This is a genomic window from Streptosporangium sp. NPDC006013, from assembly GCF_040614275.1.
Lineage (GTDB): Bacteria > Actinomycetota > Actinomycetes > Streptosporangiales > Streptosporangiaceae > Streptosporangium.
Genome location: NZ_JBEXUE010000073.1, coordinates 1 through 22,892, shown reverse-complemented (window position 1 = coordinate 22,892; position 22,892 = coordinate 1). Strand labels below are relative to the sequence as shown.

At 67.9% G+C, this 22,892-nt stretch carries 27 protein-coding genes; 14 read left to right on the top strand and 13 right to left on the bottom strand.

Annotated elements, in window-relative coordinates; genetic code table 11:
• Nucleotides 1-19: 19 nt before the first annotated feature.
• On the top strand, nucleotides 20-772 hold the full coding sequence (gene ppgK, locus ABZ260_RS14270; protein WP_355616775.1) for a polyphosphate--glucose phosphotransferase: 753 nt from the start codon (nucleotides 20-22) through the stop codon (nucleotides 770-772).
• A 149-nt stretch (nucleotides 773-921) separates the two neighbouring features.
• Here ppgK and ABZ260_RS14265 read toward each other — a convergent pair whose 3' ends face one another.
• The 7 genes from ABZ260_RS14265 to ABZ260_RS14235 form a co-directional block, all read right to left on the bottom strand.
• A complete protein-coding gene (locus ABZ260_RS14265) occupies nucleotides 922-2,712 on the bottom strand; it encodes an FtsX-like permease family protein (protein WP_355616773.1) in 1,791 nt (596 codons plus the stop codon).
• Nucleotides 2,713-2,717: 5 nt separating this feature from the next.
• The gene (locus tag ABZ260_RS14260; protein ID WP_355616771.1) at nucleotides 2,718-3,458 is read right to left on the bottom strand and encodes an ABC transporter ATP-binding protein; all 741 of its coding nucleotides are present in this window, start codon (nucleotides 3,456-3,458) and stop codon (nucleotides 2,718-2,720) included.
• Nucleotides 3,455-3,988: a PadR family transcriptional regulator gene (locus ABZ260_RS14255; protein ID WP_355568353.1), complete on the bottom strand. Its 534-nt coding sequence runs from the start codon at nucleotides 3,986-3,988 to the stop codon at nucleotides 3,455-3,457. Before ABZ260_RS14255 ends, ABZ260_RS14260 begins: the two co-directional genes overlap by 4 nt.
• A gap of 163 nt (nucleotides 3,989-4,151) precedes the next feature.
• On the bottom strand, nucleotides 4,152-4,886 hold the full coding sequence (locus ABZ260_RS14250) for a hypothetical protein (protein ID WP_355616769.1): 735 nt from the start codon (nucleotides 4,884-4,886) through the stop codon (nucleotides 4,152-4,154).
• A 207-nt stretch (nucleotides 4,887-5,093) separates the two neighbouring features.
• Nucleotides 5,094-5,975 carry an SRPBCC domain-containing protein gene (locus tag ABZ260_RS14245; protein ID WP_355616767.1) on the bottom strand — a complete coding sequence of 294 codons (882 nt, stop codon included), beginning with the start codon at nucleotides 5,973-5,975 and terminating at the stop codon, nucleotides 5,094-5,096.
• Nucleotides 5,968-6,525, bottom strand: a complete 558-nt coding sequence (locus tag ABZ260_RS14240) for a helix-turn-helix domain-containing protein (protein ID WP_355616765.1) — start codon at nucleotides 6,523-6,525, stop codon at nucleotides 5,968-5,970. Before ABZ260_RS14240 ends, ABZ260_RS14245 begins: the two co-directional genes overlap by 8 nt.
• Before the next feature lie 417 nt (nucleotides 6,526-6,942).
• Complete coding sequence (locus tag ABZ260_RS14235) at nucleotides 6,943-7,131, bottom strand: hypothetical protein (RefSeq protein WP_355616763.1); 189 nt, start codon at nucleotides 7,129-7,131, stop codon at nucleotides 6,943-6,945.
• Between the two features lie 392 nt (nucleotides 7,132-7,523).
• Here ABZ260_RS14235 and ABZ260_RS14230 point away from each other — a divergent pair, with 392 nt between their 5' ends.
• Both ABZ260_RS14230 and ABZ260_RS14225 read left to right on the top strand, forming a co-directional pair.
• Nucleotides 7,524-8,717, top strand: a complete 1,194-nt coding sequence (locus ABZ260_RS14230) for an esterase-like activity of phytase family protein (protein ID WP_355616761.1) — start codon at nucleotides 7,524-7,526, stop codon at nucleotides 8,715-8,717.
• Between the two features lie 31 nt (nucleotides 8,718-8,748).
• On the top strand, nucleotides 8,749-9,732 hold the full coding sequence (locus ABZ260_RS14225; RefSeq protein ID WP_355616759.1) for an ATP-binding protein: 984 nt from the start codon (nucleotides 8,749-8,751) through the stop codon (nucleotides 9,730-9,732).
• Between the two features lie 302 nt (nucleotides 9,733-10,034).
• Here ABZ260_RS14225 and ABZ260_RS14220 read toward each other — a convergent pair whose 3' ends face one another.
• Nucleotides 10,035-10,355: a hypothetical protein gene (locus ABZ260_RS14220; protein WP_355616757.1), complete on the bottom strand. Its 321-nt coding sequence runs from the start codon at nucleotides 10,353-10,355 to the stop codon at nucleotides 10,035-10,037.
• A gap of 110 nt (nucleotides 10,356-10,465) precedes the next feature.
• The gene (locus ABZ260_RS14215) at nucleotides 10,466-11,476 is read right to left on the bottom strand and encodes a hypothetical protein (RefSeq protein ID WP_355616755.1); all 1,011 of its coding nucleotides are present in this window, start codon (nucleotides 11,474-11,476) and stop codon (nucleotides 10,466-10,468) included.
• A gap of 178 nt (nucleotides 11,477-11,654) precedes the next feature.
• Between ABZ260_RS14215 and ABZ260_RS14210 the strand changes: the two genes are divergently transcribed.
• The 3 genes from ABZ260_RS14210 (at nucleotide 11,655) to ABZ260_RS14200 (ending at nucleotide 13,131) form a co-directional block, all read left to right on the top strand.
• On the top strand, nucleotides 11,655-11,918 hold the full coding sequence (locus tag ABZ260_RS14210) for a winged helix-turn-helix domain-containing protein (RefSeq protein WP_355616753.1): 264 nt from the start codon (nucleotides 11,655-11,657) through the stop codon (nucleotides 11,916-11,918).
• A 148-nt stretch (nucleotides 11,919-12,066) separates the two neighbouring features.
• Nucleotides 12,067-12,915 (top strand): helix-turn-helix transcriptional regulator, encoded by an 849-nt coding sequence (locus ABZ260_RS14205; protein ID WP_355616752.1) that lies wholly within the window; start codon nucleotides 12,067-12,069, stop codon nucleotides 12,913-12,915.
• Nucleotides 12,916-12,933: 18 nt separating this feature from the next.
• The gene (locus tag ABZ260_RS14200; protein ID WP_355616750.1) at nucleotides 12,934-13,131 is read left to right on the top strand and encodes a DUF397 domain-containing protein; all 198 of its coding nucleotides are present in this window, start codon (nucleotides 12,934-12,936) and stop codon (nucleotides 13,129-13,131) included.
• 232 nt (nucleotides 13,132-13,363) lie between these two features.
• Here the strand turns inward: ABZ260_RS14200 and ABZ260_RS14195 are convergent, their stop codons facing one another.
• The gene (locus ABZ260_RS14195) at nucleotides 13,364-13,864 is read right to left on the bottom strand and encodes a hypothetical protein (protein WP_355616748.1); all 501 of its coding nucleotides are present in this window, start codon (nucleotides 13,862-13,864) and stop codon (nucleotides 13,364-13,366) included.
• Nucleotides 13,865-13,914: 50 nt separating this feature from the next.
• On the opposite strand from ABZ260_RS14195, the gene ABZ260_RS14190 reads away from it, so the two are divergent.
• The 4 genes from ABZ260_RS14190 to ABZ260_RS14175 all read left to right on the top strand — a co-directional run bounded on the left by ABZ260_RS14190 (nucleotide 13,915) and on the right by ABZ260_RS14175 (nucleotide 17,341).
• Nucleotides 13,915-14,058, top strand: coding sequence for a hypothetical protein (locus ABZ260_RS14190; RefSeq protein WP_355616746.1), 144 nt, complete (start codon nucleotides 13,915-13,917; stop codon nucleotides 14,056-14,058).
• Between the two features lie 436 nt (nucleotides 14,059-14,494).
• Nucleotides 14,495-16,444 (top strand): hypothetical protein, encoded by a 1,950-nt coding sequence (locus ABZ260_RS14185; protein ID WP_355616744.1) that lies wholly within the window; start codon nucleotides 14,495-14,497, stop codon nucleotides 16,442-16,444.
• Between the two features lie 20 nt (nucleotides 16,445-16,464).
• A complete protein-coding gene (locus ABZ260_RS14180; protein ID WP_355616742.1) occupies nucleotides 16,465-17,034 on the top strand; it encodes a hypothetical protein in 570 nt (189 codons plus the stop codon).
• A 4-nt stretch (nucleotides 17,035-17,038) separates the two neighbouring features.
• Nucleotides 17,039-17,341: a hypothetical protein gene (locus ABZ260_RS14175; RefSeq protein ID WP_355616740.1), complete on the top strand. Its 303-nt coding sequence runs from the start codon at nucleotides 17,039-17,041 to the stop codon at nucleotides 17,339-17,341.
• A 194-nt stretch (nucleotides 17,342-17,535) separates the two neighbouring features.
• Here the strand turns inward: ABZ260_RS14175 and ABZ260_RS14170 are convergent, their stop codons facing one another.
• Nucleotides 17,536-17,682 (bottom strand): hypothetical protein, encoded by a 147-nt coding sequence (locus ABZ260_RS14170; RefSeq protein WP_355616739.1) that lies wholly within the window; start codon nucleotides 17,680-17,682, stop codon nucleotides 17,536-17,538.
• Between the two features lie 154 nt (nucleotides 17,683-17,836).
• Between ABZ260_RS14170 and ABZ260_RS14165 the strand changes: the two genes are divergently transcribed.
• Nucleotides 17,837-18,505, top strand: coding sequence for a GNAT family N-acetyltransferase (locus ABZ260_RS14165; protein WP_355616737.1), 669 nt, complete (start codon nucleotides 17,837-17,839; stop codon nucleotides 18,503-18,505).
• Nucleotides 18,506-18,648: 143 nt separating this feature from the next.
• Here ABZ260_RS14165 and ABZ260_RS14160 read toward each other — a convergent pair whose 3' ends face one another.
• Nucleotides 18,649-19,668: a cysteine synthase family protein gene (locus tag ABZ260_RS14160; RefSeq protein ID WP_355616735.1), complete on the bottom strand. Its 1,020-nt coding sequence runs from the start codon at nucleotides 19,666-19,668 to the stop codon at nucleotides 18,649-18,651.
• A gap of 63 nt (nucleotides 19,669-19,731) precedes the next feature.
• On the opposite strand from ABZ260_RS14160, the gene ABZ260_RS14155 reads away from it, so the two are divergent.
• Nucleotides 19,732-20,409: a helix-turn-helix domain-containing protein gene (locus ABZ260_RS14155; protein ID WP_355616733.1), complete on the top strand. Its 678-nt coding sequence runs from the start codon at nucleotides 19,732-19,734 to the stop codon at nucleotides 20,407-20,409.
• A gap of 105 nt (nucleotides 20,410-20,514) precedes the next feature.
• Here the strand turns inward: ABZ260_RS14155 and ABZ260_RS14150 are convergent, their stop codons facing one another.
• Nucleotides 20,515-20,943, bottom strand: coding sequence for a VOC family protein (locus ABZ260_RS14150; protein WP_355616731.1), 429 nt, complete (start codon nucleotides 20,941-20,943; stop codon nucleotides 20,515-20,517).
• A 731-nt stretch (nucleotides 20,944-21,674) separates the two neighbouring features.
• On the opposite strand from ABZ260_RS14150, the gene ABZ260_RS14145 reads away from it, so the two are divergent.
• A complete protein-coding gene (locus tag ABZ260_RS14145; RefSeq protein ID WP_355616729.1) occupies nucleotides 21,675-22,418 on the top strand; it encodes a dienelactone hydrolase family protein in 744 nt (247 codons plus the stop codon).
• 14 nt (nucleotides 22,419-22,432) lie between these two features.
• Complete coding sequence (locus ABZ260_RS14140; protein WP_030905835.1) at nucleotides 22,433-22,705, top strand: DUF6295 family protein; 273 nt, start codon at nucleotides 22,433-22,435, stop codon at nucleotides 22,703-22,705.
• Nucleotides 22,706-22,892 lie beyond the last annotated feature (187 nt).

Genomic DNA, 22,892 nt, shown 5'->3' with positions numbered 1-22,892 from the left:
AGCGGCAGGAGGTATGCACATGGAAGCGCTGGGAATCGACATCGGCGGGTCGGGAATCAAGGGTGCGCCGGTGGACGTCGCCGCGGGGCGGCTGACCCGAGAGCGGTTGCGCATTCCCACACCGAAGCCCGCCAAGCCCAGAGCGGTGGCCGAAGTGGTGGTGCGGATCGTCCGGCACTTCGACTGGGACGGGCCGGTGGGCGTGACCTTTCCTGGAGTCGTGGTCGACGGGGTCGCCGGCTCGGCCGCCAACGTGGACAAGGACTGGATCGGCACGAACGCGCGAGAGCTGTTCTCCGTGGAGACCGGCCTGCCGACAACGGTGCTCAACGACGCCGACGCGGCGGGCCTGGCCGAGGTGGGGGCAGGGGCGGCCAAGGGCAGATCGGGGGTGGTCATGCTGCTGACCTTCGGCACCGGGATCGGCAGTGCCCTGTTCATGGACGGCCGTCTGGTGCCCAACACCGAGCTCGGCCACCTGGAGATCAGGGGCAAGGAGGCGGAGAAGCGTGCCTCCGACCACGCGCGGGAGGCACACGACCTCGGCTGGGACGAGTGGGCCGACCGGGTGACCGAGTATCTCGAACACCTTGAGGTGCTTTTCTCTCCCTCGCTGTTCGTCATCGGCGGAGGGGTCAGCAAGAAGGCCGACAGGTTCCTGCCCCGGATCAAGATACGTACCCCGATCGTCCCCGCGGCTCTCCAGAACGAGGCGGGCATCGTGGGTGCGGCCATGGCGGCCTTGCGAAAGCAGCAGAACCGGCCCGCCTAGCCGGCCGCGGTGACGCTGCTGTCAGAACGCGAGCGCCGGTGGGCCGGGCGCCCGTCGGCGAACGCCGGTGAGGCGGATGAGGTCTCTGCGGGGTTGTGCGGGCCTCGGTCCGCTGAGCGCCGCTGCCGACGCCTGCTGAGCGGGGCCGGTCACGCTGTTTCGGCGCTGAGGGTCTGTGCCACGGGCCGGCGGGCCGCCAGGCGTGCGGGCAGGGCGGTGAGTGCCGCCGTCGCCAGGAGAGTCGCGAGTACGGCGCCGAGCAGCCAGGAGGAGGGGGGTTCCGCCGCGTTCCTGGCGGCGAAGAGCGAGAGCAGGCCGATGCCCAGAGGGACGCCGATGATGGCGCCGGCCAGCGCGGGCAGGAGCTGGGCGGTGGACAGTCCCGCGGTGATCTGCCCGGGGGTGGCGCCGAGCGTACGTGCGATGGCCATGTTCGCCCGGGCCTCCATGGCAGTGGTCCAGGTGAGCGTGATGGTGTTCACGACGGCGAGGGCGATCAGCAGGATGGTGACGGCGAGCATCAGCCGGCGGTCGTGCTCGCCGCGCAGGTTGGGCAGGACGGAGGAGCCATCCAGGCCGTAGCCCCTCTCCTGCTGGGCGTAGAGGGTCAGCAGGGCGACGATCGCGATCACCGTGGTGGCGGTGGAGCACGCCTGCAGCACGGCGCGACCCGGCCGGCGGGCGGTCAGCCGCAGCCCGAGCAGCAGCGGCGTGGGCAGCAGCGCGGACAGCGCGGTGAGCCAGGGTCGGTGACGGGGCTGGTGCGCGGTGGCGGTCAGCGCCGTGACGGTCGCCGTACGACTGGCCCGCAGCGTGGGACGCAGCGTGGACAGCACCGCCACCGCCACGGCGAGGACGGTCGCCGCCGCGACGGTGGCGGCGGTCACCCCGACCGCGTCGCCGATCCGGCTGGCGGTGGGGCTGGCGATGGCGGGCACGGCCAGGCGGGCGATCACCAGCCCCAGCGCGTCGCCGGCCAGCGCCAGCGCCAGGTACTCGGTGAGCAGGACGGCGGCGATCAGACCCGGGGCGGCGCCGACGGCCTTGAGCAGCCCGGCCCGGCGCGTCTGCTCGACGGCGCGTCCCGCGGCCAGCGCCGCCACTCCGGTGATGGCCAGGAAACTGAGCAGCCAGCTGCCGACGACCAGGATCGGCTGGCTGTCCTTGAGGATGACCATGTCCTGTTCGGCGGTGAACTGCCAGGAGCGGAAGTTGATCCAGATGGTGGAGTCTCGGTGGGCGTCGCGGAAGGCCTCGGTGGCGGCGGGGTCGCGCAGCTTGAGGTCCAGGGCCATGGTCACCGGGAGATCTTGGGACGATGCCAGTGTCCGGGCATCCGATCGGGTCATCCAGGCCAGGCCGCTGTAGTCGCTCCCCCCGCCGTACGGGCCGATCTGCGCCGCCCAGGGGTAGATGGAGGTGGCCGCGGTGACGGCGATCCCGACGACGGGGTACGACCGGCCGGCGATGATGACGCGGTCGCCGACGCCGACGCCCAGCGCGGTGGCGAAACCGCGTTCGAGGACCGTGCCGCCGGAGCGTACCCAACGACCCGAGGTCACCAGCGGCCGGTTGACCGCGCCGGGCGTCTCGGCGAAGCCCTGCACCACCACTGAGGACGAGGTGGAATCGCGCGTGGTCAGGTCGGCGTAGACGATGCGATAGGGGCCATGGTGGGCGACTGCTTCGGGATCGTCCGCCAGCGAGGCCAGAGCCGGGGTCACGGCCGGGCCGGAGGCGGGGGAGAGCGCCACCACGTCCGGCCCGGCGGTGGCCGCGCGGGTCTGCTCGTACAGCGCGTCGCTCACGCCGCGCAGGGACAGGCCCAACGCCAGGGTGGCGGTTGCCACGGTGACCGCGAGCAGAAGCATCGCGGCCTGGACCTTGTGCCGGCGCACGTCGGCCAGCACCAGGCGCACGACGAGCACGATGGAACCCATGACGTTCAGCCCTCCAGCCCGATCAACCCGCCGAGCCCGCGCGGGTGGGAGCCGGCCAGCCAGGTGTCGTCGACGAACATCCCGTCGCGCATCGAGACCAGCCGATCCGCCGTGGCCGCCACCCGCTCGTCATGCGTGACGATCACGAAGGTCTGCCCCGCGGCACGCAGCTCCTCGAAGACCCTCAGCACATCGAGGGTCGCCGCGGTGTCGAGGTTGCCGGTCGGCTCGTCGGCCAGGACGACCAGCGGGTCGTTGGCCAGCGCACGGGCGATGGCGACCCGCTGACGCTGCCCACCGGACAGCTGCGACGGCAGATGCCGGGCACGGTCGGCGAGCCCGACCCGTTCCAGCAGCAGGCTCGCGCGGCGCCTGGCCTGGCGGCGCGAGCGCCCGGCCAGCAGCACGGGCAGCTCCACGTTCTCGGCCGCCGACAGTTCCTCCACCAGATGGAAGGCCTGGAAGACGAACCCCACCGACCGGCGCCGCATGCGTGACAGAGCTCGCTCGCTCAGCGTGTCGACGCGCCGCCCGGCCAGCCACACCTCTCCATCGGTAGGCCGCTCCAGGCCACCCAGCAGGTGCAGCAGAGTGGATTTCCCGCAGCCGCTGGGTCCCATCACCGCCAGCATCTGTCCCTGCGGCACCTCCAGGTCGACCTCGTCCACCGCGCGGACCCGGCTCTGCCCCTGACCGTGCGTCTTCACCAGGCCGCAGGCCCGGACCGCGGCACTTGACACGTTCATCCACCCTCAACTTCGTCATCGACCTTGGACCAGGCCCGCTCACAGGCATCCAGCCAGCGCAGGTCCGCCTGCAACCGCAGCACGACCCCTTCCAGCAGCAGGCCGGCGCCCGACCCCGCCGGCTCGGCCAGCGCCGCCTGCTGCGCCTCACGCAAGCGGCGCAGCAACTCACGGCGCTGCGCCGCCACCAGCTCCACCGGGTCGGCCAGCCGGGCCGCGGCGGCAGCGGCGAGCTTGAGATGAAACTCCGCCAGGTCCGGTTTCGGCCAGCCCACCTCGGCCAGCCAGGCGGCCACCCGCTGCTGCCCGGCCGGCGTCAGCGCATAGACCTTGCGCTCCGGCCGTTCGGGCAGGCCGTCCGCCCGCTCACAGGCAACCAGCCCCGCTCGCTCCAACCGGGCCAACGTCACATAGATCTGACCGCGGTTCATCGACTCGCCCAGCGGGCCAAGACTCCGCCGCAGCCGAGCGTGCAAGTGGTACCCGTGCGACGGCTCCTTGGCGAGCATCGCCAGCACTGCGTCCTGCATGTCATCCCCTAACGGTTGGCTAATAGATAGCGGTTACCCATTCCAGGTGTCAAAACGCGACACCTGGCGATCTCCTGGACCGGCTCGCCGTCAGCTGAGGGATGGAGGGAAAGGCCGGGGTAATGGGGCGGGCCGGTGGATCTGTCCCGGCGAGGATTCATGCTCAACCGGTGAAGCGCCGGTCAGAAAGGCAGGCGAAGCAGTCAGGGCGTGCGCCATGGGCTTTGCCGGCCACGGTCAGCACCGGGCCGTGCAGCGGGTGGGCGAGCCGGCCGTCCACGGTGACGAGCCCCCTCGCCCGCAGGCGTTCGAGGACGGCGGGGGCCACGAGGGCGCCCGGCACACCCGCACCCGTGCCCGGTGGCTCGCCGGACGCGATGAGCTCCAGCGCGTCCCGCTCCTCGGTGTCGAGGTCGCGAATCGTCTCCTCCACCAGTTCCCGGACGCGCGCGGTGATCGGCGGCGTGCCCCGCCAGGTCCAGGTGCCCGACACGTGGCTCAGGTCTCCGCCGGCGTGCACGGCGACGACCAGCTCGCGCAGGAGCCGCAGGTCGCCGCGGCTCGCCCGGTACAGGCGCCGGACGGTGAGGGCGTCCACGTAGCCGTCCACCGCCCGCGCCAGCAGCTCGGCGCAGGCGCGCTCGGTCAGGGGGGCCAGTGCCAGGCGCGGCAGCAGGTTCTCCTCCCAGAGCCTGGAGACGCCCTCCGGTGCGGGCTCGCCCTCCCTGACCGTGACGAGCAGGCGGGTACGCCCGCCGAGTGCCAGCTCGTGGACGAGCGCGGCCGAGGCGTCGTCGAGCAGATGGGCGTCGTCCACGACGAGCACCGACTCACGCATCGCCTCGGGTACGGCCTCGGTGGTCAGGCGGCTCCGGCCGCTGCCCGCGGCACCGGTCACGACGATCCCCCGGCGACCGGCGGAGAGGTTTCGCCGTACGAGATCAAGCTCCTCAGCTCTGGCCGTGAACGGCCAGGGAGACCGTGGGTTTCTCACAGCGATATGAGGCGCGCCGCCCGCCGGTGATACATGCGGAGCCGAGTTCTCCGGCATCCGGCTGAAACCGGCTCTCGCCGGTATTCGTGCCTGAGGGCGGGTGGCGCGCGGTCACCTGGTCGTGGTGGTCTCCTCGGGCAGGGTGGGGGGCTCGAAATCGAACCAGATCGGCTTCCAGTCGCTCAGCTCGTGGAAGCGGCGCAGCTCGGCGACGCCGCTGAGCCAGCCCATCCACCCGGCGTACGGGGGGTTGCCCTCGTCGAAGCCGCTCATCACGAAGGTGAGCCGCGTCGCGCCGTCCGAGCCCTCCAGCTCCCAGCTGGAGACGCCGAAGCCCGGCCACTCCAGGGAGAACCTGCGGCCCAGCTCCACCTCGACGACCTTCCCCGGCGCCTCGTCCACCTCGAAGCCGCCCATGGCGAAGCGCCCGCCGACGTACGGCTCGATGTCGATCCGGTAGCCGAACCACCGGCTGAACTTCTCCGAGTCGACGAGCGAGTCGTACACCTCCTCGGGCGAGGCGCCGATGAGGAACCGCTCCTGCATTCGCGGGGAGGTGAAGTCGCACTTCGGGGTGAGCTCGCGGCCCTCCAGGTGGTCGACCAGGTTCGCGATCGACAGGCACCAGAACGTCTGCAGCGTCCCCCGGACGCCGCCGTCGCCGGAGATCGCCTCCCGGTAGTCGAAGTGGGTCTGGGAGAGCGACAGGGTGGTCGACTCCGCGCTCTCCTCCTCCAGCCGGATCTCGACCGTCGTCTCCTCGCCGTCGATCAGCCACGACAGGCGCAGCGTGTGGTCGTCGACGTGCAGCGGGCGCTGGTGGGGCGCGTGGCCCTCGGGGGTGTGGCGTCCCCAGAACTCGTACCGGTGCGGCAGCTCGACCTCGGCGTGTTCGGCCAGCCAGATCCGCAGCTCGCCCGGGTCGGTCAGGGCGTGGTGGACCGCCTTGAGCGGTGCGGCCACGCGTGCGTTCAGCCTCATCGGCTCACTCACGGGGTTCTCCCTTGGGGTAGCAGGCCACGGCGAGCTTGAAAGCGTCACCTTCGGTGCCGCCGTAGCGGGTGAAAAGGTCCTGCAGGGTGGACTGGAGGTCGTTCAGGAACTCCTGGCGCCGTTCCGGCGGCACCCGGATCTCGCCGGACACGCCGACGGACGGCAGTTCGGGCGCGGTCCTGTCCAGCGCGCCGATATCGGCCTGAACCTCCTCCATGAGGTCAAGCAGGTAGCCCAGGCCCAGCTCGTCCTGGGTTCTGCGCAGGCCGATCCGGCCGACGAGACGGGGCGAGAGCCAGTAGGAGCGGGCGCTCGCCTGGTAGACGCCCTCGTGGATGCCGCGCACCCTGCGCTCGGACACCTGGGTCACCAGGCCCGCCTCCACCAGGCGTTTCACGTGGTAGTAGACCCGCTGCGGGGTCTGGTCGAGCAGGGCCGCCACCTCGGTGCACGAGCGCGGCTCGGCGAGCCGCCGCAGCACCTCGATACGCTGCGGCTTGAGCAGCGCCTCGGCCTGATCGATCTGCTCCAGATACAGGACATCTCTCATCGCAAAATCGATCCTGTACATAAAATTCTATTTTGTCAATGACTCGGGCGCATCGCCCCCCGGCGGGGCGGCCGGGACGGAGCCGAGGGCGCGGGTGGGTGGATGCGGAGAGAGCCGCCTGGGCGGGCCGGCCGCCTCACCTTCCGGTCATCGGCCCGGTCGCCGGCCGCTCCGGATGGCGGATGCGGGCCTCACGCGGTGAAAGCGCCCATCGGCGGTCACAGTGGCGGATGTGGGGGAGAATCTGGCGCCGGGGATCGGCCTCATCGGGGCTCGGCACTGGAATGGATCGCAGGCTCTGCGGCACTTTGGCGGTATTAGGAGTCTATTCTCGTACATGTCGCGATAGGCGCGTAAATAGTCGGTCATCATGGTGTCTGTCCGGACTTGCGGAGACCTGGGGGCGGCAGCCCGGCTTCACAGATTCATCCCCCGACTGGACTGGTAAGGGCAGATCCAGGCAAAGACCACGCTGCCGAAATTCACCAGCATGGTGTGCGGGGTCCGGCCTGCCGTCTCGGTGACCTGGAGCCTGATCACGGAACCGGCCCGCATCCAGCTCGCCACGTCGTCCTCGGTGGGTTCGTGGCCGTGCAGGCGCAGCATCAGGTCGTGGGGCTGACCGAATATCCGTAGATGTAGTTCGCACGTGGGTTCGATATCCGCCATGATTCGCCGTCCAATGTGGCATAGACCCGGCGGGGTTGTCGGCGTCCCTTCGAGCGTACTCCCGCCGTGCGCGCGCACCCGGACCCGTGTCCGGCGGGCGGCCGGCCATCCTGATCGGCGGTGATGGGATGCCCTGCCCGCATGCTTTCGGGCGCATTGTCGTAATCCTCGACTTCAAAACTGAAAATGCAGGAAAAATGGCTGATTCTTCCTTGTCATTGAGCGGCCAATGAGCATTCAAGTGCTGATTCTCGTGGATATTCTCAGCAATCCGCGATCTCATATTCCCGCCAGTCCTTCGGGATCTTTTCTGGGATGAGGAGAGTCATATGGCCAATTCGCGAAGAATCGCGGCGATCGCGGCCGCGATCGCGACGGCGGTCAGCCTCGGGGCCGTCGGCGCGCAGGCGTCGACGGCGGACGCCCGACGGTCGACGGCGGACGCCCGGTCGGAGGCCGCGGCGCCCACGAGGGGGGTCCGGATCACCCGTTTCCTCGGCGAGCAGCGCCTGCCGAACAAGATGCGGTTCCGGGGGACCACGGTCGGCGGCATCTCCGGCATCGACCGTGACCCGCGCACCGGCACCTGGTACTTCATCTCCGACGACCGGTGGCGCTACAACCCGGCCCGCTTCTACACCGGCCGCCTTGACATCAACCCGGTCACCGGAGCCTTCACCGGGGTGAACCTCACCGGGGTCACCACCCTGCGGCGTCCCGACGGGACCCCCTATCCCGCCTACGGCCAGGCCGAGTCCGCCGATCCCGAGACGATCCGCTACGACAGGTGGAGCAACCGGCTGCTCTGGGGCCACGAGGGCGACCGGCCGGACGCGACGCATCCCGAGATCCCGGTCTCCGACCTGTTCGTCCGCTGGACCAACACCCGGGGACGCCACCTCGGAGAGCTGACGACCCCCCGCAACATGAAGATGACCACCACCGACAGCGGTCCCCGGCGCAACTTCGGCTTCGAGGGCCTGACCTCCACGGCGCGTACCATCACGGCGGTCACCGAGGGCCCCAGGTACGAGGACGGCGAGCCACCGACCGCCACCAAGGGCGCCCCGGCCCGCATCACCGTGTGGAGCCGCGACGGCAGGCCGCGCGGGCAGTACGTCTACCCGATCGACCCGCTGCCGGCGGCGCCGATCCCGCCGACCGGTCAGTCCGACAGCGGCGTCTCGGAGATTCTGGCGATCGACGACTACCGCTACCTCGCCCTCGAACGCTCCTGGATCGAGGGCGTCAACTACAAGGTCAAGCTGTATGAGATCGACCTGCGCGGTGCCACGAACGTGCTGAACAGGGACAGTCTGTCGACCGGCCGCCCGTACCGCCCGGTTTCCAAGCGCCTGGTCTCCGACCTCAGCACGGTGCGGACACCGGTGCAGAACCTGGAGAGCCTCGCCTGGGGACCGCGTCTGCGCAACGGTGAGTGCACGCTGGTGGTCGGTTCCGACGACAACTTCAGCGAGCGGGAGGTCACCCAGTTCCTGGCCTTCGCCGCCAGGGGCTGCTGACAGGGCGGTCGGCACCTACCCGGACGCTGAAATGGGGTCGGAGGCCACCGGCCGGATGCGTTCCGGCCGGCCGCTGCTTCCTGCGATTCAGTCCCTGGTCGACGCCATCGACGCCCGGCGCGAGATACATCCGCTGAACCTGAACGGCGGGGTTCAACTCCAGCTCACGGACTATCCCGACCAGGCCGTACGAGAACTGATCGTCAACGCCTTCATCCACAGGTCGTACGAGACCGGCGGGACCGTGGATGTCGAGCACTCTCCGGAACGGCTGGCGATCATCAGTCCGGGCGGCCTGGTAAGTGGGGTGACCGCGCAGAACATCCTCACCCACCCGTCGACGCCCCGCAATCGCCTGCTCACCGAGACGGTCTCCAGCCTGCAACTCGCCGAGCGGACAGGGCAGGGTGTCGACCGGGCCTACCGCGAGATGCTGAGGGTGGGCAAGGAGCCTCCCCTGTTCGAGGACAGCGGCACCCTGGTCCGGGTAACCTTGACCGGCGGAATCGGCAACGACTCCTTCGCGCGCCTCATCGGCGGTCTCCCCGCGAAGGCCGCGCGGGATGTCAACGTGTTGCTGGCCCTGTCCCACCTTCGGCACAGCGTGACCGTCGACGCACTCCAGCTCGCCGTCATGATCCAACGCTCTCCCCTCGAAGCTCAGGGGGTGCTCCACATGATGGCGGACGAATATCACCTCGTGGAACCGACGCGTCGGACCGCGGCCAAGGCGTTTCCGGCCTATCGCCTGCGGTCGGAGGCCGTGGCCATGATGGGCCGGGCGATCACCTACCGTCGCCGGGGGCTCGATGAGACGGATCAGAAGATCATCGATCACATCCGGGAGTACGGCTTCGTCACCAACCGGACGCTGCAGCGGCTGTTCGACATCCACGTGTTCGCCGCGCGGGACATCCTGACCAGCCTCCGCGAACGAGAACTCCTCAAAAAGATCGGAGACGCCCAGGGCGGAACCGGAGTCCGCTACGGCCCCGGCCCGAAGTTCCCCAGGTGACTCTGTTTCAGTGCCCTTCCCGAGGTCATCTCAGCTGGCCGAGGGAAGGACCACGCGGAATCCGAGCGGTCCTTACGGACAGGACGACACTCTTTTCCATGGCTCTCCACTGAGGGTTAACTGAGAACCGTCGCTCAGATACCACTTCTCAGTTGGTCTCAGTGGCTCCTGCCTGGAGGACGCGGGCGGGCCGAGTGGCTCCGCCCGCGTCACGTACGGCACGGGTGCCTCTTCGTGCCCGTGCCGTACGTCGTCCAGGACACGGCGGCCCGGATCGGGGAAGGGAGGGTCGCCGTGCCCGCTCAGAAGTGGCCGATGCTGGCCGAGCCGGAGGTGAGTGCCCAGCGGTGCAGGAGCGCGGCCGTCTCGGCCTCGCGCATCTGCGTCTTCAGGCCCTCGACGGTCCGGTCGCAGATGATCAGGGGTTCCGAGGTGGGCCAGGTGGCGATGGCGTGGAAGAGACGGCTGCCGGTGCCGTAGAGGACGGACCAGCCGGGCCAGGTGATCTCCAGCATCGCGGCCTCGGCGCGGGCCTCGTGGTCCCAGGTGTACTGCGGGACCGGAGCGGCGGCTTGACCGTCACGGTGACGGCCCCGGGCACGGGCCAGGCAGCGGCGGATCATGAGATCACCTGCCCGGCCCGCGTCTTCGGCCCCTGCGCCTCCGGGGCGGGAGCCTGCTGTGCCTCCTCTGTCCGTGCCGCCTGTTCCTTCGCCGCCTGTTCCTTCGCTGCCTACTCCTCGGCCTCGCGGGCGAAGGTCTCCTGGCGATCGGTCTCGGCGCGCAACGCCTCCAGGCTGTCGCCGTCGACCGTACGTTCGGCTCCGGCGTGGGTGGCGGCCGGGGAGAAAGGCTTCTCCCGGCTGGCCCAGAGCCGTCCGGCGTCGCTGAGGATGAGCCGCCAGCCGGGAATGGTGGTGGGTTCCGGGGTGGTGGACCTACCATCGTTCATTGATTGGACCTCGATCCGATCAAGGGCCCGTCTGTTCGTTGGTCGCGGAGGACGGGCCCGCTTCATGGGTTGGGGAAAGACGCGGAGGGGTGTGCCGTACGGGCCGGACGGCCGGTACGGAGGCAGGGTGGGCATCGCCCGGGGTGGAGCGCAGATCCTTTGGCCGGTGCCCGGGACGCGGCGGCGCCCTCCGCCGAGCCGGGGCGGTCCGGTACGGGCTCCCCTGGGCGGGGGCCGGAGACGGCAGCGCACCCGGCGGAGTGGCGACACCGGTACGGCGGCCGGGGCCTGCTCGGGAAAGCGCGGGACGATCACCGGCGGGGCCGTCTCACCCGAGGCCCGCCCGGCAGGGCGCTGACCGGCAGGGCGCTGACCGGCCACCGGCGCGACCGCCTCGGCCGGGACCCGCTCATCGGGCCGCTGTTCGGCCACCGGTGCGGTCGTCTTCACCGGGACCTGCCGGGCGGGCCGCCGGGCGGACTGTTGGACGGACTGTTGGATGGGCACCAGCGGGATCATCTCGGCCGGGGCCGCCAGGGCGGGCGGCTCGAAACAGGGCAGTTCGAAGCAGGGCAGCGAGCGCTCCCCGGTCCGGCGGACCCGCAGGCGGGTGTCCATCAACGCGGCGGACGGCTGGACGTACTCATGGTCGGCGGGCCGATCGGGACAGCCGTGCGCGTAGGGGGCATGCCCGCAGAGGGCACACCCCATCGGCATCGGCGGCACCTCGGCGAAACAGCCGCAACCACCGACCGCCTGCCTGTCGAGAACGGGAGCACTAGGGTTACTCACGGATCAGGAGTGCCTTCCTGGTCAAGGGACCCGTACGGCGTTGCGAGCGCCTGCGGGTCCCGTTTTTGCAGGTACGAGTGGGTCGAACACCAGGCTCTACCCTGGTGCAACACAGTGGAGCAGGGTAGAGCCTGAGCGGGCTAAGTAGGGCAAAGTGCAGCCCTCTACGGTACAGAGCATGGAGTGGGACGAAGATCGCACCATCTGGGAACAGCTCTACGCCACGCTTCGTGCGCGCATAACAAGTGGCCAATATAGGGAAAGATCCGTCATTCCCAGCCTTACCCAGTTGGAACAAGAATTCGGTGTTGCCAGGACCACGATCCAGAAGGTCCTGCGCCTCCTGAAAGACGAGTTCTTGATCCGCACTATCCCCGGTAAGGGAACATATGTCCGCCCTCAGAGCGAATGGCGACATAACGCACATAATGCGGAGGAGTGAGGTGATAGGGAGTGTCATCCACCCTCCAGTCATCCGTGATTGGTGCGTTGCAGGCATCATCTCTCCCGACGACGGCAGGACGCTAGGATTTCCAGAAGAATTTTAGAAACTTCTATTTTAGCGACAGAATGGATCATGCGGGAGAGAGATGGCCAGCTCCGGGCCGACAGTACGACAGCGCCGACTGGCATCAGAGTTGCGCAGGCTCCGTGAGCTGAAAGGGCTCACCGGAGAACAGGCGGCGCGACGAGTCGGGTGGCAACCATCCAAGATCAGCCGTATCGAGCACTGCACCTCCCGGGTGAAACCCGCAGACTTGATCACCCTGCTGGACGCTTACGAGGTGTCAGGGAAGGTACGCCAGACTCTGATCACCTTGCAGGCATCAGCCCGTGAGCAGGGATGGTGGGATGTCTACGACGACCTCTCGTCCGACTACTCGGGCTACATCGGCCTGGAGTCGGACGCTGTTGCGATCAAGTGCTACAGCATGCAGCTCGTACACGGTCTACTCCAGACCGAGGACTATGCTCGCGCTGTCATCGAGGCGACGACGATGTCCCAAGGGTCGGCCGAGGAGGTCGATCGGCGCGTCGAAGTGCGAATAACTCGCCAGGCCACGCTGAGCAAGCCCGACCCCTTGAAGATCCATACGATCATTGACGAGGCAGCGCTCCGCCGCATAATGGGCGATCCAGGGGTGATGAGCAAGCAATACGCTCATCTGCTTGCCCAAGCCCATAAACCACACGTGACTATTCAGATCCTGCCAAATGATGCCGGAGCACATCCCGCCGTTGTCGGCCCCTTCGCCATCTTGAACCTCCACGGTCCCCATCCGGACATCGTGTATATCGAGACGCTGGCAAGTAGCATCTACATCGAGTCGGATACTGAGGTGCACCGATATAACCTGGTTTTCGACCATCTACGCGCAATGGCACTTGGCCCCGCTGACTCCCTCGCCTTTCTCCACGCCATTGCCACCGCACCCTGACGCACGAAGGACGCCAAGATGTCAGACGCGACAACCATCCCTGCATGGCGCAAGTCCACCCTCAGCGACGGCGGCACCGGCTGCGTGGAGGTAGCCACCAACCTGCCCGGCCTCATCGCCGTCCGAGACAGCAAGGACCCATCCGGCCCCGCCCTGGCCTTCTCCCCCACAGCCTGGAACAACTTCCTGACGAGCATCCGCAGCGGAGAAATCTGACCCGACCACGAGTGCCACACGGCCGAAACCGACCGAAAAACCACCCGGCCGTGCGGCAACCCACGCTGGCATCCGAGAATCACACCAGCGTGACCTTAATTTCCCAGGCAGCCCGTAGCGCTCCTTACCTCGAAGAGGAGCGGGAACTGGTCGAACCGCTGCTTCCCGCCTCGCGCGGGACTCCGTCGCCGATGGTGGGCAGGTCGCCACATTTCAATGGGCAGGACGATTCCTACGGGGTCGGAGAACCGTCTGCGATCACACGCCGGGCACCGGCCACCGCTTCCTTCAGGGCCGCCCGATCCACATCCCCTATCTCGCCCATCAGCCGGATGATGTGATCATCTCGGATCACCATGTACTCGTGGCGGCCCCCGCCAGTGCGATACCAGCCCACCTCATCGCGTTCGCAGCTCACCGATGTCTCCAACGGTTCGGTGGGCTTGGCCGGAGCACCGATGCAACGGGCCTCCTCGGAAGTGCCGTGCTCGATGCTCAAGATCGCTTGTCGGCCGTCCGGCGTGCTGTAGACGGCCATGAAGCCTTCAGCACCACCATAAGAGGGCCCCTCGGCCAGCTTGTATCCGAGTAGGTCGACCACATAGATGAGTTCCGGAGCCACGCCCTGGCTCAGAGCTTGGTCCAGTGCGGTTCGGCTGAGCGAGGTCTGCGAACTACAGCCGGTCAACACGGCGAGCCCAAGAGCTGCGAGGGGAAGGAGACGGCGAATCACAGGGGCACCTTTCCCCACGGTGGAAGGAGTTTCCACCAGACGGAGTCCATATGACGGAAGCTCGTATCGAGCAGATCGGCTACCCTCCCAGCCCGAACGGGACCCTTGCAAGCGCCGACTGGCGATACCCCTCGGCGACCCCACTGGTGATCCCGTCGTTGTCGAACATGAAGTGCCTGTCCGGCGCCCGGTAGGGCGAGTTGATGATCGGCGAGGTGTGGAGCGTTCGCCCCGACCTTGCTAAAGCGCGGGCCGACGCCTCGACCTCTACTCGGAAGTAGCAGAGCTGTCTCCCGGCTCTGGCTCGATCGATGCCTCGATTTCGTTTATCAAACCCGGCCGTTTAGTCGAATACCAGGTCGCAGCCAGCATATTTATCAACTATGCCCACTTTAATGGAGATCTTTACGAGGCAGACGGATTGAAATTAATATGTTCGCTGGAGCCGTCACCTTCACGGACCGAGCCGGAGTCAGCGTCCTCATGAGCCATCCGTACCCCACGCCCTCGCCGTCCCCCCAGTCCGCCCCTGACCCGCGGCCCTCCTCCCCGCCGACCGGCACCGCTCAGCCGGTCCCCGCCGTGCCTTCCCCCGCTCCGCAGAACTCTCCCGCGACTCCGGCGCGAAGTGTGAACGGCGAGTACTCGGGGATCGATCCCGAGCGGATGGACGACTTCGAACGAGGGCTCGGCCGGGCGGAGGACGCACTCGGCCGGAACGAACCGCAGATCCACCGCACCCTGCAGCGGCTCGACCTGGACACCTCGGGGCTGAGCGCGCTCCGCGAGATGCGGAGCTGGATCGGGACCAGCCGCCCCGACCTGCGACGCCGCAACGAGACGATCCGCACCGAGCTCACCGAGTGGGGTGCCGCCACCAAGACCCCCGGCGGGATCACCGCCTTCGACGAGACGCTGTACGGCAAGGCCGGCCACAATCCGGACGTCTACGCGGCGACCCTCGGCCTCGGCAGGACCGCCGAAGACGGCAAGATCGACGAGAAACTCCTGAAGGGACTGGAGAAGCGGACGGGGGACGCGGCGTTCGCCGCCGCGCTGATGAACACGCTGGGCACGGCGAGGTTCCGCGAGCTGATGATCGAGACCGCGAAACGCAAGGACGACAAGAAGTACGAACGCCTGCAGGCCGCCCTCGGAAAAACCCTCGGCACGGCGAGCCCCCGGCTGGGTGACGCCTGGCACAGGGAACTCCTGTCCGACCTCGAAGTCGGCCGGACGACCGGCTACATCGGCTGGGAGAAGGGCTACGCCATGGCTGCGGCCCTCAAGCACGGCACCTTCAGCACCGCCTTCCTCCTCGCCACCGCCAGGAAGATCGAGTCCGCCGATCGCGGAAGAGTGCTGTTGGATCCGCGGGTCATGGTGGCCCTGCTGGAAGGGCTCAGCCGCGATCCGGTGGCCGCCCAAGACTTCTTCGCGAACGACCCGACCATGCTGAAACGCTTCCTGACCCAACGGCGCCTGGGCGACGACGGCATGGCTCTGGGCAAGGCGCTGGAGGCCGCGACGCTCACCTTCCGCGACCGCGACGGCTCACCGCAGGACCCGTCACGCGGCTTCCTGTCCGCCAAGCTCGCCTCGGAGATCGTCCACCTGCAAGCCGTACGAATCAAGGACGGCAAGCTCCCCGACTCCTTGGTGAACGCGGCCTCGATGGGGCGCATCCTGGCGGGCTACATCAGCGACATCAACCATGTCGCTCAGAAAAACAGTGACTTCATCGTGCCTGGAGTTCGGAGTGCTGACTATTCCCACCTACCTGGACAGGATCCCTGGGGAGCACAGTTCAAAATATGGGAGTTGCGCTCGGTTATGAAGGAGTCATTCGCGGATTCCAAAGCATTCGCCTCCGTCCTGGCCGCCCAGACGGCATACACCGGCTGGCTCCTCGACCATGGCGCTGCGGAGATGGCAGCAGGGCGGGGCGATCGTGGGCTTATGACCAGTGCGAAACGGTTCGGATCGGGTTTTGGAATGATCACCGATGCGGCAGGGCTGGCCAAGATCGAGGAAGGCAAGGATCTGGACGAGGCGCAGCAGCGCAATATGAAGGCGCTCCTGGCGGTGGTCAATACTGGCCTCGCCATCCCCCAGTCGGGGACCTGGCCGATCACCGCCGGTGTCATCGGAGCCTGGACCGGGCTGGCGGAAGAAATAGCCAAGGGAAATGCGGAGGACAACGCCCGCAGCGATGCCAGCACTACTGTCGACCAGACTCGGAATCTTGTCTACGATCTCACAGCTCAGGCCATGCTCAGACATGGCCTTTTCGGCTCTGCTGAGCCCGCATCCAGAGACCATCCCTGGGCCACACTGGAAGGTTTGGAAAAGGGGCAGGACCCACGCGACAACCCCAATAACTTTCTCAAGGATGATGGCCGAACGCTCATGACCATGGATGAGATGAGCGGCAAAGCCACTATCGACGATGCTGACAAGGATCAACGGTTCGAGGCATACCGAAGATGGCTCCATGAGGAGTCCGGACAACCCTGGCAGAAGGTTGAAGAACGCTTGAATGCGGGGTTCTCCAATGCCTTCGCTGAATACGGATCATGATGAGAAGACTCTTCGCCGCGATGACGGTACTGGCCTGCGCTCTGACCGCGTTAGTGGCGTGCCAGAACGAGGAAGTGAAGGTCGACCGCAGTCCGTTGCCGACGGTGGCCGCCCCTCCGTACATCTGTGAACACATCCCGCTCAGGGCGGTGGAGTTGATGACTGGGGTGCGGAATCCTTTGGTTCGCGGATCATTCGACCTCACGCTTGCCGGGGGTCTAGGCGACGGAAGTTGCGGGGTCTATCAGCGCGAGGGTAATCGGCTGAAGGTACTACTGATCAACCTCACACCAGGGGGAGACCGAAAGGTGGTCGAGGAGCAACTCGAAGACGGTGCTCCATCGCTGCCGGAAATCCTCCCTGGGGTCACCGGCTACTACTTCAAAGACACCGGAAGTCCGACCAATATGGCATACGCACTGCTGGTGCGGGGCGAGGTAGAGATCAATATTCAGCTGGAGATCGGGGCCGCAGGACGGGACAACGCCGCTGATGTGCTGGCGCTCATGAAGCTGATCGCGCCGAAGCTGCTCACCGACGCCAGCGCGCCGTCCCCGACGCCGAAGACCCCCACCCCGAAGAAGGACTGACCCCATGGCCAAGCTGGTGCCCAATCCGCTCCACGCGGCGTTGGGGGATGCCCTGCGGACGGTCGAGCCGCTGATCCAGGAGATCGAGAGCGGTATCGAGGCCCCGTACCGGGACTTCCACGAGGGCAAGGTGTGGTCGGGGCCGACCGCCAAACGGTTCGACGCCCAGCTCGTCCAGCACCGCACCCGGGTCCGGGGCGCGGGCGAGAAGATCATCTCTGACCTGCGAAGAACCCTGGCCATCACCCCTCGCCAGGTGAGCGAGGAGGAGGCCAAAATGATCAAACAACGGTACGGCCTCCCCTGACGAGGCCAGGACGGCTCCGGCGTTTCGCGCTCGCGGAAACCCTGACCTCAAGGGCCCTCGGTGACGGTCTGAACGGCCTGAGCGACGACGAGGTCGCGGCCATCGGGCGCGCTCTGCCCGCCGCCGGGTCCTCCTGTCAAGGACGCCGGCGACGTCATACGACTGATGATGGCCTGCGCTCAACGTTCAAACGACTATCCCAGGAGGAGCAGATCTGCGACGTCGTAGCCGAAGGCTGCGAACTCCGGTGGGAGCAGTTCGGCTCTCCACGCGCCGTCGGCGTGCAGATGGCCGTGCGCGCGCCGGTCGGCGACCTGGAGGAAGGACGCAGCCGAAGCCAACGTGCCGGAGCCATGACGCGCTCACGCTCCGGTCGGCGAAACAGGGGCGGCGCCCTCGCCTCTCCTGACGGGGACGACTTAGCAGGGGCAGGCTTATTGCGACTTACTTGTAATAAACTGTCGGAGGCAGGAAGCCGCCCCTCAGGAGGACGTCATGAGTGTGATCGATCAGGAGCAGCCCACGGCCACACCCGAGGTGGTCCGGGCCTGGGTCGGCGGCTGGGCCGTTTCCCGTTCGGTGCGGCCCCCGGTCGAGGTGACCGGTGGATTCCGGCTGGATGTCGGGCTGCCCGGACATCGCGTCCGCTACGTGCTCTTCGACGTCGACCAGGTGGCCGGGCTGGCCCTGACCAGGACCGCCCCCGGCACCTGGATCAAGACCTCCGCGCCCGCCGAGCGGGTGGTTCCCCTGCTCACCCCGGCCTGGACCGTCGGCGAGCCGGAGTACCTGATGACCGTGCCGCTGCGCCGGGCCACCGCGCTCGCTCCGGACGGCTACACGCTGCACACCGCGACGGACGGCGGAGTCACGACCGTACGGATATACGACGCCGACGGAACGACGGCCGCGAGCGGCCGGATGGGAGTGGCCGGCCCGACAGCCGTGGCCGACCAGATCCTGACCGATCCGGCACACCGCCGCCGGGGCCTGGGCAGCGTCGTGATGACCGCGCTCGGCGACGCCGCCGCCGAGCGGGGCGCCACGACCGGAGTCCTGGGCGCCTCGCGGGACGGCCTCGCGCTCTACCGCGCCCTGGGATGGACCCTGCGCGAAGTGCTCACGCCCGCGTACATCGCCGAACCGGACCCGGCGGACGCGTAACGAGAGCCCCGCACGCCCCGCTTGAACCGGATACCGCATTGCGCGAGTCCGCCCTCAACGACACCGATCACGCCGGCCACATGTTCCGCCGTTACGCTGCCCGGCGGAACCGCGACACCGGCAACTCCGCCTGCGCCGGATCGTCACGAGGGCGAACCTGGCCTGACACGGCACTGACGCCGGTACATGTCGGTGCTGAGATACTTCAGCCCCGAGTCCACCAGCAGGGTGACGACCCTGGCGGTCGGCCCAAGGCGTTGTCCGGCCTGGATAGCCGCGAGGACGTTCGCCCCTGACGACGTTCCGGCGAACAGGCCCTCCTCCCGAGCCAGGCGCCTGGCCATCTCCTCCGCGTCGGCGGTGGAGATCGGAACGATCTCGTCTACCAGGGTGGGGTCCCACATGGGCGGGAGGTAACCGATGCCGATGCCTTCGATGCGGTGGGCGCCGGGCCGGCCTCCGGACAGCACGGCGGACTCGGCCGGTTCGACGGCAATGACCCGAAGCCCCGGATGGTGGCGCCGGAGAGGGGCCGCCGCCCCGCGCAGCGAGGCCGCCGTGCCGATCGACTGAACGAACGCGTCGATCCGCCCGCCTGACTGCTCCCAGATCTCCTCGCCCATCGGGTGATAGCCGGCGATGCTGTCGGCGTTGTTGAGCTGATCGGTCCAGTAGGTGTCCGGCCGGCGGCCGAACTCCCCGGCTTTCTCGATCATGCTCAGGATCAGCGCCTTCGTGATCGAACCCCCCTCACTGGGAATGACGGTGAGTTCCGCGCCGAACGCCGCCATCTGAAGGAGCTTGTCCGCACTGAACGCATCCGAACTGACGATCCGCAGCCGATATCCCTTCGCCGCGCAGACCAGGGCAAGGGAAGCACCTGTGCTGCCGCCCGTGTACTCGACAACGGTGTCGCCGGGCCTCAGCCGCCCGTCGCCTTCGGCCCTGGCGATCATCGCCTGCGCCATGCGGTCTTTCATGCTGCCTGTCGGGTTCTGGCCTTCGACCTTGACGAAGATCTCCGCACACCCGGGCGGCACGACCCTGCGCAGCCTCACCAGCGGCGTGTTTCCGATCGTCCGCAGTACGTCGCCACTGAGGCCCATGATGCCGCCGGTCCTTTCGATGCCCTCGCTCATGACCTCGATCGTCGAGCCGACCATGCCGCCACCACCAGTTCAACTTCTGAACCAGCGCCTCCGGTGCATGGTGCGTACCATGCACCGGTGAACGGATACGGGCAGTTCTGCGCGGTGGCGCGCGCTCTGGAACTTCTGGGCGAGCGGTGGACACTGCTGATCGTGCGGGAGTTGCTGCTGGGCGCTTCAACCTTCACCGGCATCCGCCGCGGCCTGCCTCGCATCCCGCGAGCGACGCTGTCCGCACGACTACGCGCACTGCGCGCCGCCGGCATCGTCGACGACGACTACCGGCTCACCGAGGCGGGCGCCGCGTTGGCTCCGGTGGTGCGGGAACTGGCCCGATGGGCGGTCGCCACCGACAGCGCCGCCCTGACCGAGGACGATCTCGACACCGCCGCACTGACCTGGGACATGCAACGCCGGGTGGACGCCGCCGCCCTGCCCGAGCGCACGGTCGTGCTCGCGATCGAGTTCACCGACCGCAGGCCGGCCGACAGCAGATACTGGCTGCACCTGTCCCGGACGAGCGTCAACCTGTGCCGGCAGGACACCGGGGCACCCGTCGACGTCTGGCTCACCGCCCCGACGGCAGCGGCGACCCGGTGGTGGCTCGGTGACCTGTCCTGGGCGCGGCTGCTGCGACAGCAAGGGGTACGCGTGCACGGTGACCCGGCCCTGCGGCGCCAGATGCACCGCTGGTTCAAACGCTACGTGTTCACCCCGGAAGCCCTCGGCCTGAATCCAGGCTCTCCTGGCCACTGATCGTTGTCGAGTCCGGTTGCCCGAACGGGCCGGGTGAGCGGACCCGCCCGCGTCACGCACCGCACGGCCGGTACGAAGGAGGGCCCGCCCTACCTCAGTACCTGTCTACGGTTGCTCGGCCTCCTTGGCCGCCCTGTATTCACGCTCGGCCACCGCACGTTCCGCCGCGCTGCCCTCGACGCAGAACTCGTTCCCGGCCGGATCCGCCATGACCACCCAGCCCCTCCCGTTCGGCTTGCGCCGGTCCTCGACGATGGTCGCGCCGAGGGCCGACAGCCGCTCGACTTCCTGGTCCCGCGACCGATCCGGTTCCAGGTCGAGATGGAGCCTGTTCTTCAGCGACTTCTTCTCCGGCACGCGCACGAACAACAGGATCGGCTGACCGGCCGGCATCGCCAGGGCCACCTCGTCGTCACCCGGTTCGTCCACTGGATCAACCGGATGATCGAGCACCTTGCTCCAGAACTCTGCCAGCTCGTATGGTTCGTGCGGCTCCGCGCAGTCGAAAGTGATGTGTCGGATGATGGACGTCATGTGATCTCCTTGGGCATGGCCCCGAGGGGTGACTGAACCTCACGCTCGGTGGCGGGGCTTCCCCCGAAACAGGGGCATCGGTTGTTGGGCGGCTTGCCGCCGCCACTTCCGGCGAGAGGTCCACCGTGAGCTGGTCACATCCCGGCCGCGACTCGAACCCGACCGGCTCACCGAGCGTCGCCGCCCACCACGAGCACGGAAGATTCCGCCGATGCCGAGAGAAACCGACGCACCGGGGCACACGCTCGAAACGAGCGTCTCACCTCGCCGTCAGCGGTAGTCGGCGCTCACGAACCTCAGCCCCCGCACCCCCAGAAATCGCAGACCAGACGCGGTGCCCGAACAGCGTCCCAAAACCATCAAACCATGGAAGATCGCGAATGTAGAAGGCCATGCGGCAAGTACGGCGAGAGAATCCCCGAACGCGGCAGTTCGCCGGGACGTAGCCCATCCTCCACGCGGGCCGTACGAGCCGGGCATCTAGCATCTGTCTTGAGCCTTGAAACAGATGTGGCAGTAGAGACGGGTGATGATCGCGTCCGGCGGGCCCGCGGCTGGCCCCTCTTTGGCAGGGTCAGGTGAGACATCACCGACGAGCTCGCCGATGAGGAGACGTCTCGATTGCGCGACGCGGCGAGGCCGCTGAACAAGATCATATATAGGAGCAAGGCAGTGGCACCTGACGGATCCGGCTCCGCAGCCGCTCCTGTGGGGCACCGGGAGGCAAGAACATGAACGATGCGATGTGGGCCGGGACGGTCACGGTCACCGGGCACGAGCAGGCCGAGCTGGAGGCGTACCTGGCCCGGCCGCTCGGCGAAGAGCCGCACGGTGGTGTGGTGGTGATCCACCACCTGCCCGGGTACGACGACGCGACCAAGGAGATCGTCCGCAGGTTCGCGGCGCGCGGGTACGCGGCGATCTGCCCGAACCTGTACTCCCGCGAGGGCGCCGGGGTCAGCCCCGACGACCAGGCCGCCGCCGTACGGGCCAAGGGCGGGGTCCCGGACGAACAGCTCGTCGGGGACGTCGCCGGAGCCGCGGCGTACCTCAACTCCCTCGACCACGCCAACGGCAGGATCGGGGTGATCGGATTCTGCTCGGGCGGCCGGCAGACGTTCCTGGTGGCCTGTTCGCTCCAGATCGACGCGGCGGTGGACTGTTACGGCGGCTTCGTGGTGAACACCCCGCCCGCGGACTTCCCGCTCCAGAAGAAGCCGCTGATCTCCAAGGCCGCCGACCTGTCCTGCCCGCTGCTGGGGCTGTTCGGCGCCGAGGACAAATACCCGGGGCCTGAGGAGGTCGCGGCGCTGGACGCCGAGCTGGAGAGGCTGGGCAAGGAGCACGAGTTCCACTCCTTCGAGGGGGCGGGGCACGCCTTCTTCGCCACCGACCGGCCCGCCTACCGGCCCGCCGCCGCGGTGGAGGGCTGGAAGAAGATCTTCAATTTCTATGGCCGTCACCTCAGCGCCTGACCGGAGCGATCAGCATGTGCACCTATCTCACCGAGAAGATCGAACTCGACGGCGCAGGCAAGGGCGGCAACGGCTGGTTCACGCTCAGCCAGGGCGCGGTCTATGTCGACCACCCCTACCACGCCTGTCACGAGCACACGGTGAACATCGACTTCACCAACCCGGCCGAGGGCCCCTCGGCACGGGTCGCGGTCGAGCTCACCGAGGAGTCGGCGCTGGCACTGATCGACGCCATCCAGAAGGCCCTGGCCGCGGCGCCTCCGGGACTCGCCTCCGGCCGCCGCTGAGGCGTGTCTCGCGGGTCCTGCCGCGGCCGGGATCGGTCAGGGTCCGACCCGGTACGTCACGTGGGTGGCCTCCGGGGTGTCCACCGTGTCCAGATGTTCCAGCCGGGGTCCGGCGCCGTCGAGTTCGATCTTCTCGGTGAGATAGGTGCACATGCTGATCGCTCCGGTCAGGCGCTGAGGTGACGGC

Bases quoted from the DNA above. Each gene is read 5' to 3' on its own strand.
- ABZ260_RS14240 (WP_355616765.1), bottom strand. From the start codon at position 6,525: ATGAGAGATGTCCTGTATCTGGAGCAGATCGATCAGGCCGAGGCGCTG.
- ABZ260_RS14140 (WP_030905835.1), top strand. From the start codon at position 22,433: ATGTGCACCTATCTCACCGAGAAGATCGAACTCGACGGCGCAGGCAAG.
- ABZ260_RS14225 (WP_355616759.1), top strand. From the start codon at position 8,749: ATGGGGTCGGAGGCCACCGGCCGGATGCGTTCCGGCCGGCCGCTGCTT.
- ABZ260_RS14145 (WP_355616729.1), top strand. From the start codon at position 21,675: ATGAACGATGCGATGTGGGCCGGGACGGTCACGGTCACCGGGCACGAG.
- ABZ260_RS14175 (WP_355616740.1), top strand. From the start codon at position 17,039: ATGGCCAAGCTGGTGCCCAATCCGCTCCACGCGGCGTTGGGGGATGCC.
- ABZ260_RS14165 (WP_355616737.1), top strand. From the start codon at position 17,837: ATGAGTGTGATCGATCAGGAGCAGCCCACGGCCACACCCGAGGTGGTC.
- ABZ260_RS14255 (WP_355568353.1), bottom strand. From the start codon at position 3,988: ATGCAGGACGCAGTGCTGGCGATGCTCGCCAAGGAGCCGTCGCACGGG.
- ABZ260_RS14230 (WP_355616761.1), top strand. From the start codon at position 7,524: ATGGCCAATTCGCGAAGAATCGCGGCGATCGCGGCCGCGATCGCGACG.
- ABZ260_RS14200 (WP_355616750.1), top strand. From the start codon at position 12,934: ATGTCAGACGCGACAACCATCCCTGCATGGCGCAAGTCCACCCTCAGC.
- ABZ260_RS14205 (WP_355616752.1), top strand. From the start codon at position 12,067: ATGGCCAGCTCCGGGCCGACAGTACGACAGCGCCGACTGGCATCAGAG.
- ABZ260_RS14265 (WP_355616773.1), bottom strand. From the start codon at position 2,712: ATGGGTTCCATCGTGCTCGTCGTGCGCCTGGTGCTGGCCGACGTGCGC.
- ABZ260_RS14190 (WP_355616746.1), top strand. From the start codon at position 13,915: ATGACGGAAGCTCGTATCGAGCAGATCGGCTACCCTCCCAGCCCGAAC.
- ABZ260_RS14160 (WP_355616735.1), bottom strand. From the start codon at position 19,668: ATGGTCGGCTCGACGATCGAGGTCATGAGCGAGGGCATCGAAAGGACC.
- ABZ260_RS14260 (WP_355616771.1), bottom strand. From the start codon at position 3,458: ATGAACGTGTCAAGTGCCGCGGTCCGGGCCTGCGGCCTGGTGAAGACG.
- ppgK (WP_355616775.1), top strand. From the start codon at position 20: ATGGAAGCGCTGGGAATCGACATCGGCGGGTCGGGAATCAAGGGTGCG.
- ABZ260_RS14180 (WP_355616742.1), top strand. From the start codon at position 16,465: ATGACGGTACTGGCCTGCGCTCTGACCGCGTTAGTGGCGTGCCAGAAC.
- ABZ260_RS14220 (WP_355616757.1), bottom strand. From the start codon at position 10,355: ATGATCCGCCGCTGCCTGGCCCGTGCCCGGGGCCGTCACCGTGACGGT.
- ABZ260_RS14210 (WP_355616753.1), top strand. From the start codon at position 11,655: ATGGAGTGGGACGAAGATCGCACCATCTGGGAACAGCTCTACGCCACG.
- ABZ260_RS14150 (WP_355616731.1), bottom strand. From the start codon at position 20,943: ATGACGTCCATCATCCGACACATCACTTTCGACTGCGCGGAGCCGCAC.
- ABZ260_RS14235 (WP_355616763.1), bottom strand. From the start codon at position 7,131: ATGCTGCGCCTGCACGGCCACGAACCCACCGAGGACGACGTGGCGAGC.